The organism is Helicobacter pylori, assembly GCF_021062735.1.
GTDB lineage: Bacteria > Campylobacterota > Campylobacteria > Campylobacterales > Helicobacteraceae > Helicobacter > Helicobacter pylori_DN.
Genome location: NZ_JAHXLB010000015.1, coordinates 26117 through 42415, shown reverse-complemented (window position 1 = coordinate 42415; position 16299 = coordinate 26117). Strand labels below are relative to the sequence as shown.

The window sequence follows — 16299 nt, the reverse complement described above, 5'->3', positions numbered from 1 at the left end:
TGTTGGGGTTTTGGTGGAGGGTGATTGCGTAGCGTTGGCTTAAGATAAAATAAAGAACGCTCTTTTTAAATTCTTTAATTTCTTTATCTCCCCACCAATTCGCCACAGCGATTTTTAGGGGGGGGGGGAGATTTAGAGGCCATTTTTTCAATGGAAGCGCTTTCTACATAAGCGTCTAATAGGGGTTGGAACATGGTTATCCTTTAAACCAATTTAGGCAAACTCAAATGGCGTTTGAAATAAGCCAAGATCACGAGAGCAAAAGGTATCGCTACCAAAAAGTATAAAAAAGTAGGGATCGGCAAGGGATCGCCTGCGGCATAGCTGTGCAAGCCAGAAAGGTAGTAATTCACGCCAAAATAAGTCATTAAAACCGAATAAAACCCTAGAACGCTGCTGCTCGCTAAAATAAAGGGCCAATTTTGAGAGCCTAAAAAACGCAAATGCAAGATTAAAGCATAGACGCAAATAGAAATCAACGCCCAAGTTTCTTTAGGGTCCCACCCCCAATAGCGCCCCCAAGATTCATTCGCCCACACCCCGCCTAAGAAATTCCCGGCTGTGAGCATGAATAGGCCTAAAATCATGCTCATTTCATTGATAGCGCTAATGGAGAGAATGGTTTTGTCTAAATTGAAACGCCCTTGTTTGCGCAAAATAAACAAAACCAAACTCAAAATCCCTAGCACAAAACACAAGCCCAAAAAGCCATAACTGGCGGTGATGACAGAAACATGGATATTGAGCCAATAGGATTTTAACACCGGCACTAAATGGCCAATTTGAGGGTCCATAAAGCCTAAATGGGCCACAAAAAGCGCGATACCGGCTAAAAAGCTAGAGGCCGATAGCGCGAGTTTGGAGCGTAAAACAAACCCTGCGATAACAGAAGCCCATGCGATATAAAGCATGGACTCATAAGCGTTGCTCCAAGGCGAATGCCCGCTCACATACCAGCGCAAAACAAGCCCCATAGAATGAGCGATCGCGCAAAGCAAAATAGCGATATAAAGGATTTTAGTGAGCCAAATATTTGGAATCGTGTTTTTAACAAGAGAGCCAATCACAACGATAAAAAGCAATAACCCAAGAAGGATATAAGGCAAAGTCAGGCTGTTAAAAAAATTGGTGTGGTTTAAAAAAATTTCAGAATCCACTTTAGAAGAGGGTAAATAGAGGTTTTTGGCATGCTCTTGTTGGTAAATGCTTAAATCTTGTAGGGTTTTTTCTACTTTATCCCATTGATTGGTTTTTAAAGCGTCATCAAACCCGCTAAAAATATTTTTTAAAAACTCCGTTGCCACGCTTGAAATTTCTTTATTGGGGCTGTTGATTGCTTCAACGGGCGAGAGCCAAGCGGTGGTTTTATCGCTAGGGAAAATGCGTAAAAATTGAGCGCTAAAAAGCGTATAGACTAAGTTGATTCGTTCATCTACTTTTAAAACATCTTTATCCAACTCGTTGCGCGCATTGGGGGATTTTTGATTGACTTCTTCAACAAGATTTTTCAATTTATACCCACGGCTATCAAACACATCTCTAAAAGCGATACGGCTCTCATCTAAAGGCGTGCCGATAAGCTTTCTTAAGGCTTTATTAGAAGTGTAAATCATCTTAACACTGCGCCAATCATTGGGGAAAAACATGATCCCTAAAAGCACTTGCATGGCGTTTAGCCCTTGAAAATCATCTTTTTTTAAAATCTTATGGATATATTCAATGCTAATGGTGTCAAGGGGTTTGATACGCCCGTCAAAATCCTGGACTTGAAGCCTTTGAAAGGCTTTTAAGTGGTCTTTGGAATACTCTCTTAAATGCTTCAAACGCTCTAAAATCGCGCTTTTAGAATCCTCTTTATTAGCGGAATTTTCTACGCTTTGTCGTTCTATTTGAGCGCTTTTGCCCCCATGCATGTCAATTGGAGTCTCACTAGCGAACGAGGGAGTAAAAGGGCTGATTAAAATTAAAGCGAGCAAGAAACTAGCGGCTTGTTGGGATTTTAAAAAGCGTGAAAGCTTTAAAAAACGCCCATTTTTATCCAAAAGCAACCACAAAGCCCCCAAAATAAGCATCGCATACCCTAAATAAGTGGGGATTTTACCCGGATCTTTATTGACAGAAAGAATCGTGCCTTTTTCATCCGTATCATAGGAAGATTGGAAAAAGCGATAACCTTCATAATCTAAAACATGGTTCATAAAAATCCTATAAGGTTTGATTAAAGTGTTATCCAATTTCAAAACTTCCACTTCTGAAGCGTAAGATGAAGGGCTCATAGAGCCGGCGTAGCGTTCTAATTCAAAACGCTTCAGTTTGATTTGAAAGGGCAATCCAATATAAGCGGATCCAAAACTTAAAGAGAGCTTGTCGTCTTTAAACATCTCGCTTTCTTCTATGCCTTCATTCCTGTTGGTTTTGATGAGGTTGAATTTGTGGCTCACGCCGTTATAAGTCGCTTTTAACACTAAAATAGTAGCGTCATCTTTTTTAATGGCGTTTTGCTTGTAAATCTCTAAGGGTTCTAAAATTAAAGGCTTGCGATCTAAAGTCGCATGAATGGGTTTTAATCGTTTGGAATGATAAAAGGTAAAAGGCGTTTTTAAAGAAAGTTTAGTGGTGTCATTAAGAGTGATATTAAGATAAGTGTCCGCGCTTTCAAAAGAGCTTTGCACGCTATTTTCTCGCACATGCATAAGCCCTTCTGTGCCAAAAAATCGTGTGATGGCTGCCCCTAAAATGATTAAAATCAAGGAGCTGTGGAAAAAAAGGCTTGCGTATCTTTTGCGCCCTAAGGCTTTAGAATTGATGAATGTGCCTATTAAAACCACCAATAAATACGCATGCAAGAAATTAAACCAAGGGGTGTTATACACAATCGCCTTGCTCGCGCTCGTGCCATAATCGTTTTCTATAAAAGTGGCTATCGCACACGCTAAGGCATAGAGCGCTATTAAAGGGATAGCGACCCAAAAAGAAGCCAGCAAAAAAGAAAGCAAGCTCTTAAGGCTTTTCATGCGTTTTCCTAGTTGGATTTGTTTTTAGAAAGGTTGGTTTTATACTTGATGTAAGCCTTTAATTTTTTGGTGAGATCCTCATCGTTTTTGGTGTCTTGATACTTCCCATCGCCGATAAATTCTAACACCGCTAAAAATTGTGTAGAGGGCATATAGCCGGGCAATTCATAGATGGTTTTGCCGGTTTTATCGGATAAAACAATCGTAGGGGTGGATTGGACGGCATAAATTTGCGCTAATTCTTCTGTGGACATTTTGATTTCTTTTTCATCATTTTTATCCTTATCGCCGACTTTAAAATCATGCTCTTTGGAGTAGCTGATATTGACATAGTAAGCGCTAAAATGCTCTTTAACATAGTTGCACAATTCTTTGACATTTTTGAGATCTTTTTTAAGCCTTTCACAATAGGAGCAACCATTACGACCAAACACTAAAAGCATGTATTTATCGTTAGGGCTAATGGACTTATTGTCTGAAAAAATATCTTCTAAACCGGCATAGCTCTTTTTGTCTATGTTGTCTCGCTCATCATTTAATTCTTTGGAGCTTTGAGAACCGGAGCTTAAAAGATTTTCATCTAATTTGTCCTTATTGTTGGATTTGCAAGCGCTTAAAAATAACGAAATCAATAGCAAAACGCTTAAAAATTTCTTGGAAACATAAGAAAGTGAAAACATGTAATAACCTTTATTTTTTAATAGATTTAAAAACTCGGTATTTTACTATAATAATCGCTTTTTTATGCAAATTTCACTCACTTTTAAGGTTGTTCACTAATTCAATGATAAATTTTGCAAACTCTATGGAATCGTTTAAGCATGGGCAAACCAAATACTCTTTAACCGCCAAGCGCTCTGCCATCAAGCGGTATTGCATGTCTAATTCATAGATCGTTTCAGAATTATCAATCGTGAAAGCCAAAGGATAGATGATGATATGAGATTTGCGGTGCTTTTCTATCAATTCTTCAGTGCTTGGCTCTAGCCATTTCATAGGCCCTAGTTTGGATTGATAAGAGAGTAAAACTTCTTTAAAAGGGATATTTTTTTGTTGCATCAACTCTTTTAACAAATTCACATGGTGTTCGCATTCTTGCTGATAAGTATCGCCGGCATCAATAACGCTTTTAGGTAAGCCATGGACGGAAAAGATTAAGACAAAATCCTGGCTTTTGCGGTTGTTTAGGGTGCTTAAAATCGTGTTTAAAATGATTTCATTAAGCTTTTTGCTGGCATAAAAACGCTCAATTACTTGCACCCTAGGGCGGAAAGTTTCTAAAGCTTTGAGAGCGTTAAAAGCGTCATTGAAACTAGAAAGGGTGGTGGTGCTAGAATATTGCGGATACATGGAAAAAAACACCAAGCTTTCTACCTCTTTTAAGGCTAAATCTTGCAAGACCATAGACGCATAAGGGGGGGTATAGCGCATCGCATAAGTGTAAAAGCGAGAAGGATCTAATTTATTCAAACGCTCTGTAAGGGCGAATGTGATAGGCGTTAAAGGGGATTTGCCTCCCAATTTTTCATAGATTTTTTTGGATTTTTCTATGCGGCTATTGACAATCATTTTACCCACCATTTTACGCATAAAATTATTTTTAATGGTAAGGATAAAGGGGTCATCAAACATGTTTTTTAAAAACACCCCCACTTCATAAAGGCTGTTAGGCCCTCCCATATTCAAAAGAATGACCGCTTCTTTGGGGGATTTTGTGGCGTTATTTTCTAAATTATCAAGCTTTTCATTGATTAAATTCATTAGGGCATGCTAAAATAAAACGATTAATAAAAAACAAATCGTTAGAAAGAAGTTAATGTTAGAGATGAGTTTGCAAGCATTAAATACACAAGATTCTTCTGTGATGGCTCAGTCCTTGCTTATCCATGCCTTTTTTGCCGCCTTGCTCGCCCTAGCCTTTATGATCAATCTTTACACCCTTTTTAAAGAAAAGAATTTTATCCAATTAAACCGAAAGATCTATCTTGTCATGCCAGCGATTTACATTCTTTTAAGCATCGCTCTTTTGAGCGGGATTTTTATTTGGGCGATGCAACAATTTGAATTTTCTTTTAGCGCTGTTGTCATGCTTTTAGGGCTGTTATTGATGCTTATAGCAGAAATCAAACGCCATAAAAGCGTGAAATTCGCTATCACTAAAAAAGAAAGGATGGAAGCGTATATTAAAAAGGCTAAAATCCTGTATTTTTTAGAAACGATTCTTATTGTTGTGTTAATGGGCCTTTGAATGCGTTTTGTCTATCACCCTTTAGCCAAAGAGCCTGTTTTAAAAATAGAAGGCGAGAGTTATACGCATTTATACCGATCAAGACGCGTCAAAAGCGCGAGTCGTTTGGATTTAAGAAATTTAAAAGACGCCCTTTTATACACCTATGAGCATGCAGAAATCACTAAAAAACACGCCCTTTTAAGGCTGGTGGGTGCGCAAGCATTAGAAGTTATGGCTAGTAAAAAAACGCATTTGATTTTAAGCGTGATTGAAATCAAAAGCATTGAAAAAATTCTACCCTTTTTAAATCAGTTAGGCGTGAGCAAGTTGAGTTTATTCTATGCGGATTTTAGCCAACGCAATGAAAAAATAGACAGCGCCAAATTAGAGCGCTTCCAAAAGATTTTGATCCATTCTTGCGAGCAATGCGGCCGTAGTGCTTTAATGGAATTGGAAGTGTTTTTAAACACTAAAGAGGTGCTAAACGCCTACCCAAAAGCGAGCGTTTTGGATTTTAAGGGCGAAACCTTACCCGCAAGCGTGGGTTTTGAAAAGGGCGTTATCATAGGGCCTGAAGGGGGTTTTAGCGGACAAGAAAGAGAATATTTTAAAGAGCAAAAAATTTATCGCATCCCATTAGATATGGTGCTAAAGTCTGAGAGTGCATGCGTGTTTGTGGCGAGTGTCGCGCAAGTTTAGGGGGTTATTGGGGGTTTTAAATCCTAGAAAATCCACCCGTAATTAAAAAACACTTTAAAATGACTGCCCCCTTCATTCAAAACAACAGAGTCCGCATAGATGCCATTATTAGAAGCGATTTTAATATCGCTTTGGATTAAAGGAACGCTAATGCCTACAGAATATTTAGAATGCTTGTAGCGGTAATTAAACCCGGTAACTATATCTAAATTACCGCTTCCTTTGACTTGGTTGAAAACATAGTAGCTATTGTATAAGCCCCTTAACCCCCCAAACACCCCAAAAGAGGAAGCAAAAACTTTTTTAGTAGGATTATCTTGCTTTTTATTGGTATAAGTGGTGATGAAATCAAACAACACATCCATTCCCCCACCATAGCTTAATTGCTGGATTTTTTCATCGTTAGCTTGAGCGTAGTTGTATTTAATAATGCCATAATAAGCTAACCCTATATAGTCGTTGAAATAATGTTGGTAGCCTATTTTAACATTAACCCCTAAAATAGGGCTTCTAAAAGATTGTTGGGCGCTAGAAGTTAAAAAGCTTTGATTGAACGCATTAAACACAGAGCCAACAAAAGCTCTTGCGTTCAAACTGGCGTCTAAATAGTTGGCTTGGCTATTCAAATTAGCGAAATTAATGGGCAGGGCGTTTTGATTGATGAGCTGTTGCCAGACAGCGGTGGTAACCCCTATAAGCCCAGCGGGGACTTGAGCGCAATTCGTATAGATGGAATTAGGGTAATTGCTAGGGAAAGCGGGCTGATTTTTGCCGCCAAAACGAGAGCAAACATTATAGTCGTAACCATCATGGTCTCGCACTTCATGCCCGTTATTAAATTCTAGCTCTTCTTTCCCGTTTTTCTCCACTTCATGCCCGCCTTCACACCGCACTTCTGGCCCGTTTCCTTCTTGGCACAAACGCACCCTTTGATAAGTCATGTTCCCATTATGGGTATAACCTAAAGTATGGCCGTATTCATGGATAATATCTCTTAATGCCAAAATAGCAACTTTATTCAAATTTTTGCCAAACAATTTTTCAGGGTTTAAGGCAAAAGGCGCTATCCCTAAAACACCTTGATTGAAGCCGTTATCATCGGGAGCGTTTGCGCTGCCTAGTTGGGATCCTAGCCCTAAAAACCCCTTGGCCGCATTCAAGAGATTCACCGTAAGCTCATTAGCGACTCTATAACTATTGATAACTTCTTCTGGGGTTAGCACATATTTTTCATCTTTAGGATCAACAAGCCCGTTATTAAAAGGATTCACGCATTTAGGGTAATCAATACCGCACTCTGATGGGCTGTTAGAAAATTGGAAAGGGGCGTTTAAAACGGCTTCTTCCCAAGATTTGGAGTCAAACACCGCAATCATATCTAACATTAAATTGGTCAATTCTTCTGCGGTTTGTGGGGTGAAAGACACCGAAGCGACTTGACAACTCTTTTTATAACCAGGGCATTCATAATGAGGTTTAGGAGAAGCAAGAGGGCCACTAGGATCATTGTTGCCGCTAGAAAATGGGTCTGTATTCTCATAAGTCATTTGAAGGTTGGTCGTGATTTGACTGAGCTTTTCAAACAAATTCTGCGTGTTAGCGTCAGAAAAGGGGGTGGTAGTGGTTTGAAGTTGTTGGAGGCCATCAGAGTTGAATGGCGAATCGTTTGAAAAATTATTAAACAGGCTTGCCGGCAGAATGATTTGAGAATCTTTAGGGATGGTTTCTATCACGCCTAAATTGACTACCTTGCCTTGAGCGTCTGTATAACTCAGCTCAATATTGTTTAAATTGTAGGGCAGAAAGTTTTGTATCACAACCACGCTGTTATTGCCATAGCCTTCAAACTCGGCATTATCCTTATTGTATGCCATCACATACACAGGATTTTGAGAATAAAAAGTTAAGCCGTTGCCGTTGATATTAGCCGCTGTAAATAGCTCAGTCGCTTTTTCTAAAATGGTGCTTTGGAGGATGTAGTATCTCCCATAAACGCTTTGGGGGGTGGCTGTATCGCTTTTGTCTTGTTCTTTAGGTTGTTCGTTAGTTTGCGGGTTTGTTAGGGGATTTTTTTGGATTTTTTGGGTGTTTTGAGCTGTCGCTTCTTCTTTAGTTTGCGCGCCTTCTAATAATCCGGTTTCAAACCCAGCTTCTATAAAAAAGCCGTCTTTTTGGTGTTTTTGAAAGGCTTCTAAAGGGTTGAACAAGCCGATTAAAGACAAACAAATCGTTTTACTAACGAATCTTAGCATGGTAATTTCCTAAATGGTTTAGCATTTTGTTCTCAAAGAGTTTGCAACTCAATCAAACTGAAGTTTCTTATTATAATACATTTTTAAGAAATTGCGGTATTGTTTGTATTAAAAAATAAACAACGCTCAAAGGATAAGCGCTTTTATCTTTCTTCAAATCACTTTAAAATTTTAGGCAAAGTGATGCCCACTTGCCCTTGATACTTACCGCCTCTGTCTTTATAACTTTGATCACACGCTTCATCGCCTTGTAAAAACACCACTTGCGCGATCCCCTCATTGGCATAGACTTTAGCCGGTAAGTTAGTGGTGTTAGAAATTTCAATGGTAATATAGCCTTCAAATTCCGGCTCAAAAGGCGTAACATTCACAATAATCCCGCATCTAGCGTAAGTGCTTTTGCCTAAACAAATCGCTAAGGTGTCTTTAGGCATTTTAAAATACTCTATCGTATGGGCTAGAGCGAACGCGTTAGCGGGTAAGATAAAAAAGCCCTCCTTGCTCGCATCAATTTTAGTCGCGTTGTTAGGGTCAAAGTTTTTAGGGTCAATTAAAGCGTTTTTGTTATCAAATAGCATGAACTCGCTCCCCACTCTAATATCATACCCATAACTGCTCAAACCATAGCTGATCACATTCTTACCGATTTGCTTTTCGCAAAAAGGACTAATCATGCCATGCTCTAAACTCATTTTTTTAATCCAAGAATCCGCTTTCAATCCCATACGCACAAAGCCTTTAAAGTTTGTTAATAATTATGTTATTATAACAATAATTTTTTGCTAAAAACGCTTAGTAAGATTATGTTTTTTGGCATATTTTAAAACAATATAAGGAATAAATCGTTATGAACCTTTCTGAAATTGAAGAGTTGATCAAAGAATTTAAAGCTTCTGATTTAGGGCATTTGAAATTAAAGCATGAGCATTTTGAGTTGGTTTTGGATAAAGAATCCGCTTATGCGAAAAAAAATGCGTTAAGTTCCGCCCATTCTCCAGCTCCCATTATGGTAGAAGCGAGCATGCCAAGCGTTCAAACCCCTGTGCCTATGGTATGCACCCCTATTGTGGATAAAAAAGAAGAATTTGTGCTTTCGCCTATGGTAGGCACTTTTTATCATGCGCCTTCACCTGGGGCTGAGCCTTATGTCAAAGCGGGCGATACGCTTAAAAAAGGGCAAATCGTGGGCATTGTAGAAGCGATGAAAATCATGAATGAAATTGAAGTGGAATACCCTTGCAAGGTGATTTCTGTTGAAGTGGGGGACGCTCAACCGGTAGAATACGGCACGAAACTCATCAAAGTTGAAAAGCTTTAAAACCCATGAATAAAGAAAATAAAAAGGTAGAAAAAAAAGAGCTTTCGCGCATTTTGATCGCTAATAGAGGCGAGATCGCTTTAAGAGCGATCCAAACCATTCAAGAAATGGATAAAGAATCCATAGCCATTTATTCTATCGCTGACAAGGACGCCCACTACCTCAATACGGCTAACGCAAAAGTGTGTATAGGGGGGGAAAAATCCAGCGAGAGTTACTTGAATATCCCTGCAATCATTAGCGCGGCGGAATTGTTTGAAGCGGATGCGATTTTCCCCGGGTATGGGTTTTTGAGCGAGAATCAGAATTTTGTAGAAATTTGCTCGCACCATTCTTTAGAATTTATTGGCCCAAGCGCAAAAGTCATGGCTTTAATGAGCGACAAATCCAAAGCCAAAAGCGTGATGAAAGAAGCCGGCATGCCTGTGATTGAGGGCAGTGATGGGTTGCTTAAAAGCTATCAAGAAGCTGAAGAAATCGCTGATAAAATCGGCTACCCTGTCATCATTAAAGCGGCCGCTGGTGGGGGCGGGAGAGGCATGCGTGTCGTAGAAGATAAATCCAAGCTTAAAAACCTTTATCTAGCCGCAGAAACGGAAGCTTTGAGCGCGTTTGGCGATGGGAGCGTGTATTTAGAAAAATTCATCAACAAGCCTAAGCACATTGAAGTCCAGATTCTAGCCGATAAGCACGGCAATGTCATTCATGTGGGCGAAAGGGATTGCTCGGTGCAAAGACGCCAGCAAAAGCTCATTGAAGAAACCCCGGCGGTGGTTTTAGAAGAGGGCGTTCGTAAGCGTTTGCTAGAAACAGCGATCAAGGCCGCTAAATACATCGGCTATGTGGGGGCTGGGACTTTTGAATTTTTGCTCGATTCTAACATGAAAGATTTTTACTTCATGGAGATGAACACTCGTTTGCAAGTGGAACACACCATTAGCGAAATGGTGAGCGGGTTAAACCTCATTGAATGGATGATTAAAATCGCTCAAGGAGAAGAATTGCCCAAGCAAGAAAGCTTTTCTCTCAAAGGGCATGCGATAGAATGCAGGATCACTGCAGAAGATCCTAAAAAATTCTACCCAAGCCCGGGTAAAATCACCGAATGGATCGCCCCTGGTGGAGTGAATGTGCGCCTTGATTCGCATGCACATGCCCATTATGTTGTGCCTACGCACTATGATTCGATGATTGGCAAGCTCATTGTGTGGGGCGAAAACAGAGAAAGAGCGATCGCTAAGATGAAAAGGGCTTTAAAGGAATTTAAAGTAGAAGGCATTAAAACAACCATTCCTTTCCATCTTGAAATGCTTGAAAATGCGGATTTCAGGCAAGCAAAAATCCACACGAAGTATTTAGAAGAAAATTTTTAAGTTTTAAGGATTTTCTTAAGCATGATTTAAGGATTTTAAACGATCAGAAAAAATCAGCATTAAATTTTATGATTTTATAGTAAAATTTTTTCATGCAAACCTTGTTCAAAGAAGTTACCCCTAAACGCTATGCCAATGGCAATGAGATGAAAGAAAATTCTAGCAATGTCCTAGATCAGTATTTCACTAAGCCTAGTGTGGCTTTAAAGTGCTTTCAAAAAGCTTGTGAAGTGATTAAAAAATACGAAAATCTGGATGACTTTATTTTTTTAGAGCCAAGTGCAGGCGATGGGGTGTTTTATGACTTGTTCCCTAAAAATAGACGCATTGGTATAGACATTGAACCCAAAAGAGATGGATTTATTCAATGCGATTTTTTAAATTATAAACTGCCTACACACCAAAAAGTGATTTGTTTTGGCAACCCTCCTTTTGGGCATCGTGGGGTTATGGCGTTAGAATTTATCAACCATGCTAGAAGTTGTGATTTTGTGTGTTTTATCCTACCCATGTTCTTTGAAAGTCAAGGAAAAGGCTCTATTAAGTATCGTGTGAAAGGTTTGAATCTGCTTTATAGCGAACGCTTAGAAAAAAATGCGTTTATAGATTTTAAAAATAAAGAAGTGGATGTGCATTGCGTGTTTCAAATTTGGAGCAAAAAGTATCAAAACAAAAAAAGTGAATTTTCTTGGTATAAGAATCGCCATAAAGAACCCTTTGGCGAGTATATCAAGGTTTTCACGGTTTCATTAGCTAAAAACAGAGAATGCGGTAAAGAGTGGATTTTTAATCAGAAAGCGTCTTTTTACATTTCATCAACTTTTTATAAAAGCACACAAATTGTAGAGAACTTTGAGGAAGTTAAGTATCAATCTGGTATTGCTGTGGTATTCACTAGTGCTGACAAGGTTTTAAACGCTAAATTAAAAAAACTATTCAAAGAAATTGATTGGACAAAATACGCAAGTTTAGCGACTAATTCTTGCTATCATTTAGGAAAAAGTCATATTTTTCAAGCCTTATATGATCATTTGGATAGTTTAAAGGATAATTGATGGACTTAGAACAAATTTTTTTAAAAATTATTGAAAAAAAACATGAAGAATTGAATTTAGGACAAGATTACAACGCTATTTTTTCAAAAATTAGAGATTTTGAAGCCAACGCTATAGGGCAGATTGGTGAAGAGTTTTTAAAAAATGTGCTTAACGCTATAGATGGAGTGATCAATGATGGCATTATTCATGATGAATACGATATTATGACAAAAAGCGGTGTATCCTTTGAAGTTAAAACAGCGCGAAAAGGCAGAACTAACAACACTTTTCAATTCAATGGTATAAACCCACGATACAACTATGATTTTTTGATTTGCTTAGGAGTGTGCGAAGACAAGTTGCTTTATAGAATTTTTAAAAAGGATGAAATCCATTACATTCATAAAGAAAGAAAATACTTTATGAAACAAAATGAGTTTAAAAAGCAATTGGTGCCAATGAATCCTGATAATCAAGTCAATTATAAACTCACTCTCAATATTAAAGAATTGAAAGAAATTACAAATCTCATCAAAGAGTTAGAAAGGGTTTTAGGGTTAGATTAATATTTTTAGATAGAATTGAGTGGATCAAAATGTTTTTAGGAATAGAGTTTGCTTATCTTGTCTTTAAGAAAAACCAATGAAGTGGAGGATAGGATGTCTAAGATTTCAAATAATTATAATCCGTCTTTGATGGTGAGGGATTACCACACCCAAAGGGTTAGTTCGCGTGCAAGAAAAGAAGAAAATAAGGAAATTCAAAATCTTTCAGAGAATGATGAAAAAATCAAATTAGCCAAACAAGCTAAGCAGGATAACCTAGCCATAGGGAATTTAGAAAGCCGTCTTAAAAGCTTAAAAGGCATGGATAAAGACGCTAAAGAATTGGTGGGGATTTCTAAAGCTTACGCTCATAATAATGAAAAAGATCGAAGCGATTTTGAGCATTTCAAAAGCCGTTTGGATAAAGCGATTGATTCTTTCAATCAAAAATCAGGCAATGATAGTTTGAAACTCCCTAATAATATTGACATTGACGACACGAAGGCTTTGGAAAAATTTTCAAAATCATTAGAAAGTGAGAAAGAAAACATTCAAAATTCTTTGCACCAGTGGAAAAAACAGCTTGCTGAAACGAATCATTTGAACAAGGAATACAACACCTTAGATAAAACAAGACTGAACGCTCAAAAATTCCAAGATGTCCATGACACAAGCAAGATCACCCCATCTCGCTTGCAAGACTTGCTCGCTTGAAAGAGTTTGCTTATAGCGAGCCTTGTTTAGATGAAGAAGATAAAAAGGCCGTTTTAGAGGTTTTAAATTCCAAACAGCTCACGCAAGGCAAACGCTCTCTTTTGTTTGAAGAAGCTTTGTGCGAGTTTTTGGGCGTTAAGCATGCGTTAGTGTTTAACAGTGCGACTTCAGCCCTTTTAACGCTCTATAGGAATTTTAGCGATTTTAACGCTGATTGTAATGAAATAATCACCACCCCTATAAGCTTTGTAGCGACGGCTAACATGCTTTTAGAAAGCGGTTACAAACCCGTATTTGCTGGAATTAAAAACGATGGCAATATAGATGAATTGGCCCTAGAAAAGCTCATTAATAAAAAAACCAAAGCCATAGTGAGCGTGGATTATGCCGGTAAAAGCGTGGAAGCAAAAAGCATTCAAGAGCTTTGCAAAAAGCATTCTTTGAGTTTTCTTTCTGACAGCTCGCATGCTCTAGGGAGCGAGTATCAAAACAAAAAAGTAGGAAGCTTTGCGTTAGCGAGCGTGTTTAGTTTCCATGCCATTAAGCCTATCACTACGGCTGAAGGGGGAGCGATCGTTACTAACGATGGCGAATTGTATGAAAAAATGAAATTGTTTCGCTCTCATGGCATGCTCAAAAAAGATTTTTTTGAAGGCGAAGTCAAAAGCCTAGGGCATAATTTCCGCTTGAATGAAATCCAAAGCGCTTTGGGTTTGAGCCAGCTTAAAAAAGCCCCCCTTTTAATGCAAAAAAGAGAAGAAGCCGCTCTAACCTATGACAGGATTTTTAAAGATAACCCTTATTTTACCCCTTTACACCCCTTGTTAAAAGATAAAAGCTCTAACCACCTTTATCCTATTTTAATGCACCAAAAATTTTTTACATGCAAAAAACTCATTTTAGAAAATTTACACAAGCTTGGCATTTTAGCCCAAGTGCATTACAAGCCCATTTACCAATACCAATTGTATCAACAGCTCTTTAACACAGCCCCCTTAAAAAGTGCAGAGGATTTTTATCGCGCTGAAATTTCCTTACCTTGTCATGCGAATTTGAATTTAGAGAGCGCTCAAACCATCGCTCATGGCGTTTTAAAAACTTTTGAGGATCTTAAGATAGAATGAGTTTCATTTAGGGCTTCAAATTTCAATTATTAAGAATGGTGCGGAAGAAAGGAATCGAACCTTCATGCCTTGCGGCGCTAGATCCTAAGTCTAGTGCGTCTACCAATTTCGCCACTTCCGCACACCGCACGCAATCGCATGCAATAAGAAGTAGAAAATAAAGAAGCAGTATTGTAGCTTTTTAATCCTTTAAAAATACTGAAAAATTGAAGTTTTTTTAAGATTTGAAGTTTTTTCTGGCTTTAGGGAGTTTTAAATTCTTTTAAGGTATTCTAACAAGGCTATATTTAGATAGTTTTAAGGAAATTAAGGAACAAAATGGAAGTTTCACGCAAGAAAATTTACAACCCCAATTCTACAGAAAGTGTGAATGAAAGAAAGATTTTTGGGGGCAATCCTACAAGCATGTTTGATTTGAATAAGATCAAGTATCAATGGGCGGATCATTTGTGGAAAACAATGCTCGCTAACACCTGGTTTGCTGAAGAAGTGAGCATGAATGATGACAAAAGAGATTATTTGAAATTAAGTGCAGAAGAAAAGATCGGCTATGACAGAGCTTTAGCGCAACTCATTTTTATGGATAGCTTGCAAACCAATAATTTAATTGATAATGTCAATCCCTTTATCACCAGCCCCGAAATCAATTTGTGTTTGGTGCGTCAGGCTTATGAAGAAGCCTTACACAGCCATGCGTATGCGGTGATGGTAGAAAGCATAAGCGCGAATACTGAAGAAATTTATGACATGTGGCGTAACGATATGCAATTAAAAAGCAAGAATGACTATATCGCGCAAGTGTATATGGAATTAGCCAAAAACCCTACAGAAGAAAACATTCTCAAAGCGCTTTTTGCTAACCAGATTTTAGAGGGGATTTATTTTTATAGCGGGTTTAGCTATTTTTACACTTTGGCTAGGAGCGGTAAAATGCTAGGATCAGCGCAAATGATTCGTTTTATCCAAAGAGATGAGGTAACGCATTTGATTTTATTCCAAAACATGATCAACGCTTTAAGGAATGAAAGAGCGGATCTCTTCACGCCGCAATTGATTAATGAAGTCATAGGAATGTTTAAAAAAGCGGTAGAAATTGAAGCTTCATGGGGGGATTATATCACGCAAGGCAAGATTTTAGGGCTCACTTCAAGCTTGATTGAGCAATACATCCAGTTTTTAGCGGATAGCCGTTTGAGTAAGGTGGGTATCACTAAGGTTTATGGCGTCCAACACCCCATTAAATGGGTAGAGAGCTTTTCAAGTTTCAACGAGCAGCGCTCTAATTTCTTTGAAGCTAGGGTGAGTAATTACGCTAAAGGGAGCGTGAGTTTTGATGATTTTTAAGGGGCTTTCTTGAATAGTATTAAAAACCATTTGATGTGTGAAGAAATCAATAAGCGTTTCAATTTGCACCCCAAAGTGAGAGAGGCTATGGAGAGCATTGAAAGGGAAATCTTTGTGCCAGCCCCCTTTAAACATTTTGCCTACACTTTAAACGCGCTTTCTATGCAAGCGCAACAATACATTTCTTCGCCCCTAACCGTGGCCAAAATGACGCAATATTTAGAAATTGATCATGTGGATAGCGTGCTAGAAATTGGCTGCGGGAGCGGCTATCAAGCGGCGGTTTTGTCTCAAATTTTCAGGCGCGTTTTTAGCATTGAAAGGATTGAAAGCCTGTATATAGAAGCGCGTTTGCGCCTTAAAACTCTCGGCTTAAACAATGTTCATGTTAAATTCGCTGACGGGAATAAGGGCTGGGATCAATACGCCCCCTATGATAGGATTTTGTTCTCTGCTTGCGCTAAAAATATCCCTCAAGCGCTCATTGATCAGCTTGAAGAAGGCGGGATATTAGTCGCGCCCATTCAAGAAAATAACGAGCAAGTGATCAAACGCTTTGTGAAGCAAAATAACGCCTTGCGCGTCCAAAAAGTGTTAGAAAAATGCTTGTTTGTGCCTGTTGTAGATGGGGTGCAATAAAGATTAAGGC

15 protein-coding genes and 1 tRNA gene are annotated in these 16299 nt (G+C 38.5%); 10 read left to right on the top strand and 6 right to left on the bottom strand.

What is annotated here, in order from left to right; genetic code table 11:
- Positions 1–203 precede the first annotated feature (203 nt).
- From KX581_RS06920 to hemH, 3 genes are all read right to left on the bottom strand, one after another.
- Positions 204–3014, bottom strand: coding sequence for a cytochrome c biogenesis protein (locus KX581_RS06920; protein ID WP_231175945.1), 2811 nt, complete (start codon positions 3012–3014; stop codon positions 204–206).
- 8 nt (positions 3015–3022) lie between these two features.
- Positions 3023–3694, bottom strand: coding sequence for a SoxW family protein (locus tag KX581_RS06915; RefSeq protein ID WP_231175944.1), 672 nt, complete (start codon positions 3692–3694; stop codon positions 3023–3025).
- Positions 3695–3767: 73 nt separating this feature from the next.
- On the bottom strand, positions 3768–4775 hold the full coding sequence (gene hemH / locus KX581_RS06910; RefSeq protein ID WP_180479798.1) for a ferrochelatase: 1008 nt from the start codon (positions 4773–4775) through the stop codon (positions 3768–3770).
- 55 nt (positions 4776–4830) lie between these two features.
- Between hemH and KX581_RS06905 the strand changes: the two genes are divergently transcribed.
- The gene (locus KX581_RS06905) at positions 4831–5262 is read left to right on the top strand and encodes a hypothetical protein (protein ID WP_000892102.1); all 432 of its coding nucleotides are present in this window, start codon (positions 4831–4833) and stop codon (positions 5260–5262) included.
- On the top strand, positions 5263–5943 hold the full coding sequence (locus tag KX581_RS06900; protein ID WP_231175943.1) for a 16S rRNA (uracil(1498)-N(3))-methyltransferase: 681 nt from the start codon (positions 5263–5265) through the stop codon (positions 5941–5943).
- A 23-nt stretch (positions 5944–5966) separates the two neighbouring features.
- Here the strand turns inward: KX581_RS06900 and KX581_RS06895 are convergent, their stop codons facing one another.
- A complete protein-coding gene (locus KX581_RS06895; RefSeq protein ID WP_231175942.1) occupies positions 5967–8195 on the bottom strand; it encodes an outer membrane protein in 2229 nt (742 codons plus the stop codon).
- Between the two features lie 158 nt (positions 8196–8353).
- On the bottom strand, positions 8354–8920 hold the full coding sequence (gene dcd, locus KX581_RS06890; RefSeq protein WP_025288374.1) for a dCTP deaminase: 567 nt from the start codon (positions 8918–8920) through the stop codon (positions 8354–8356).
- Between the two features lie 122 nt (positions 8921–9042).
- Between dcd and accB the strand changes: the two genes are divergently transcribed.
- The 6 genes from accB to pseC all read left to right on the top strand — a co-directional run bounded on the left by accB (position 9043) and on the right by pseC (position 14306).
- The gene (accB, locus tag KX581_RS06885) at positions 9043–9513 is read left to right on the top strand and encodes an acetyl-CoA carboxylase biotin carboxyl carrier protein (protein WP_001053807.1); all 471 of its coding nucleotides are present in this window, start codon (positions 9043–9045) and stop codon (positions 9511–9513) included.
- Positions 9514–9518: 5 nt separating this feature from the next.
- Positions 9519–10886, top strand: coding sequence for an acetyl-CoA carboxylase biotin carboxylase subunit (locus tag KX581_RS06880; protein ID WP_231175940.1), 1368 nt, complete (start codon positions 9519–9521; stop codon positions 10884–10886).
- 92 nt (positions 10887–10978) lie between these two features.
- Positions 10979–11941, top strand: a complete 963-nt coding sequence (locus tag KX581_RS06875) for an SAM-dependent methyltransferase (RefSeq protein ID WP_231175939.1) — start codon at positions 10979–10981, stop codon at positions 11939–11941.
- Complete coding sequence (locus KX581_RS06870) at positions 11941–12489, top strand: restriction endonuclease (RefSeq protein ID WP_231175938.1); 549 nt, start codon at positions 11941–11943, stop codon at positions 12487–12489. Before KX581_RS06875 ends, KX581_RS06870 begins: the two co-directional genes overlap by 1 nt.
- Positions 12490–12582: 93 nt before the next feature.
- Complete coding sequence (locus KX581_RS06865) at positions 12583–13182, top strand: Laminin subunit alpha-2 precursor (protein ID WP_231175946.1); 600 nt, start codon at positions 12583–12585, stop codon at positions 13180–13182.
- Positions 13179–14306, top strand: a complete 1128-nt coding sequence (pseC, locus tag KX581_RS06860; RefSeq protein ID WP_231175937.1) for a UDP-4-amino-4,6-dideoxy-N-acetyl-beta-L-altrosamine transaminase — start codon at positions 13179–13181, stop codon at positions 14304–14306. The genes KX581_RS06865 and pseC overlap by 4 nt, the downstream gene beginning before the upstream one ends.
- A gap of 36 nt (positions 14307–14342) precedes the next feature.
- Here pseC and KX581_RS06855 read toward each other — a convergent pair.
- Positions 14343–14427 (bottom strand) — tRNA-Leu (locus KX581_RS06855).
- A gap of 197 nt (positions 14428–14624) precedes the next feature.
- Here KX581_RS06855 and KX581_RS06850 point away from each other — a divergent pair.
- Complete coding sequence (locus KX581_RS06850) at positions 14625–15650, top strand: ribonucleotide-diphosphate reductase subunit beta (RefSeq protein ID WP_140603745.1); 1026 nt, start codon at positions 14625–14627, stop codon at positions 15648–15650.
- A 9-nt stretch (positions 15651–15659) separates the two neighbouring features.
- On the top strand, positions 15660–16289 hold the full coding sequence (gene pcm, locus KX581_RS06845; protein WP_001084588.1) for a protein-L-isoaspartate O-methyltransferase: 630 nt from the start codon (positions 15660–15662) through the stop codon (positions 16287–16289).
- Positions 16290–16299 lie beyond the last annotated feature (10 nt).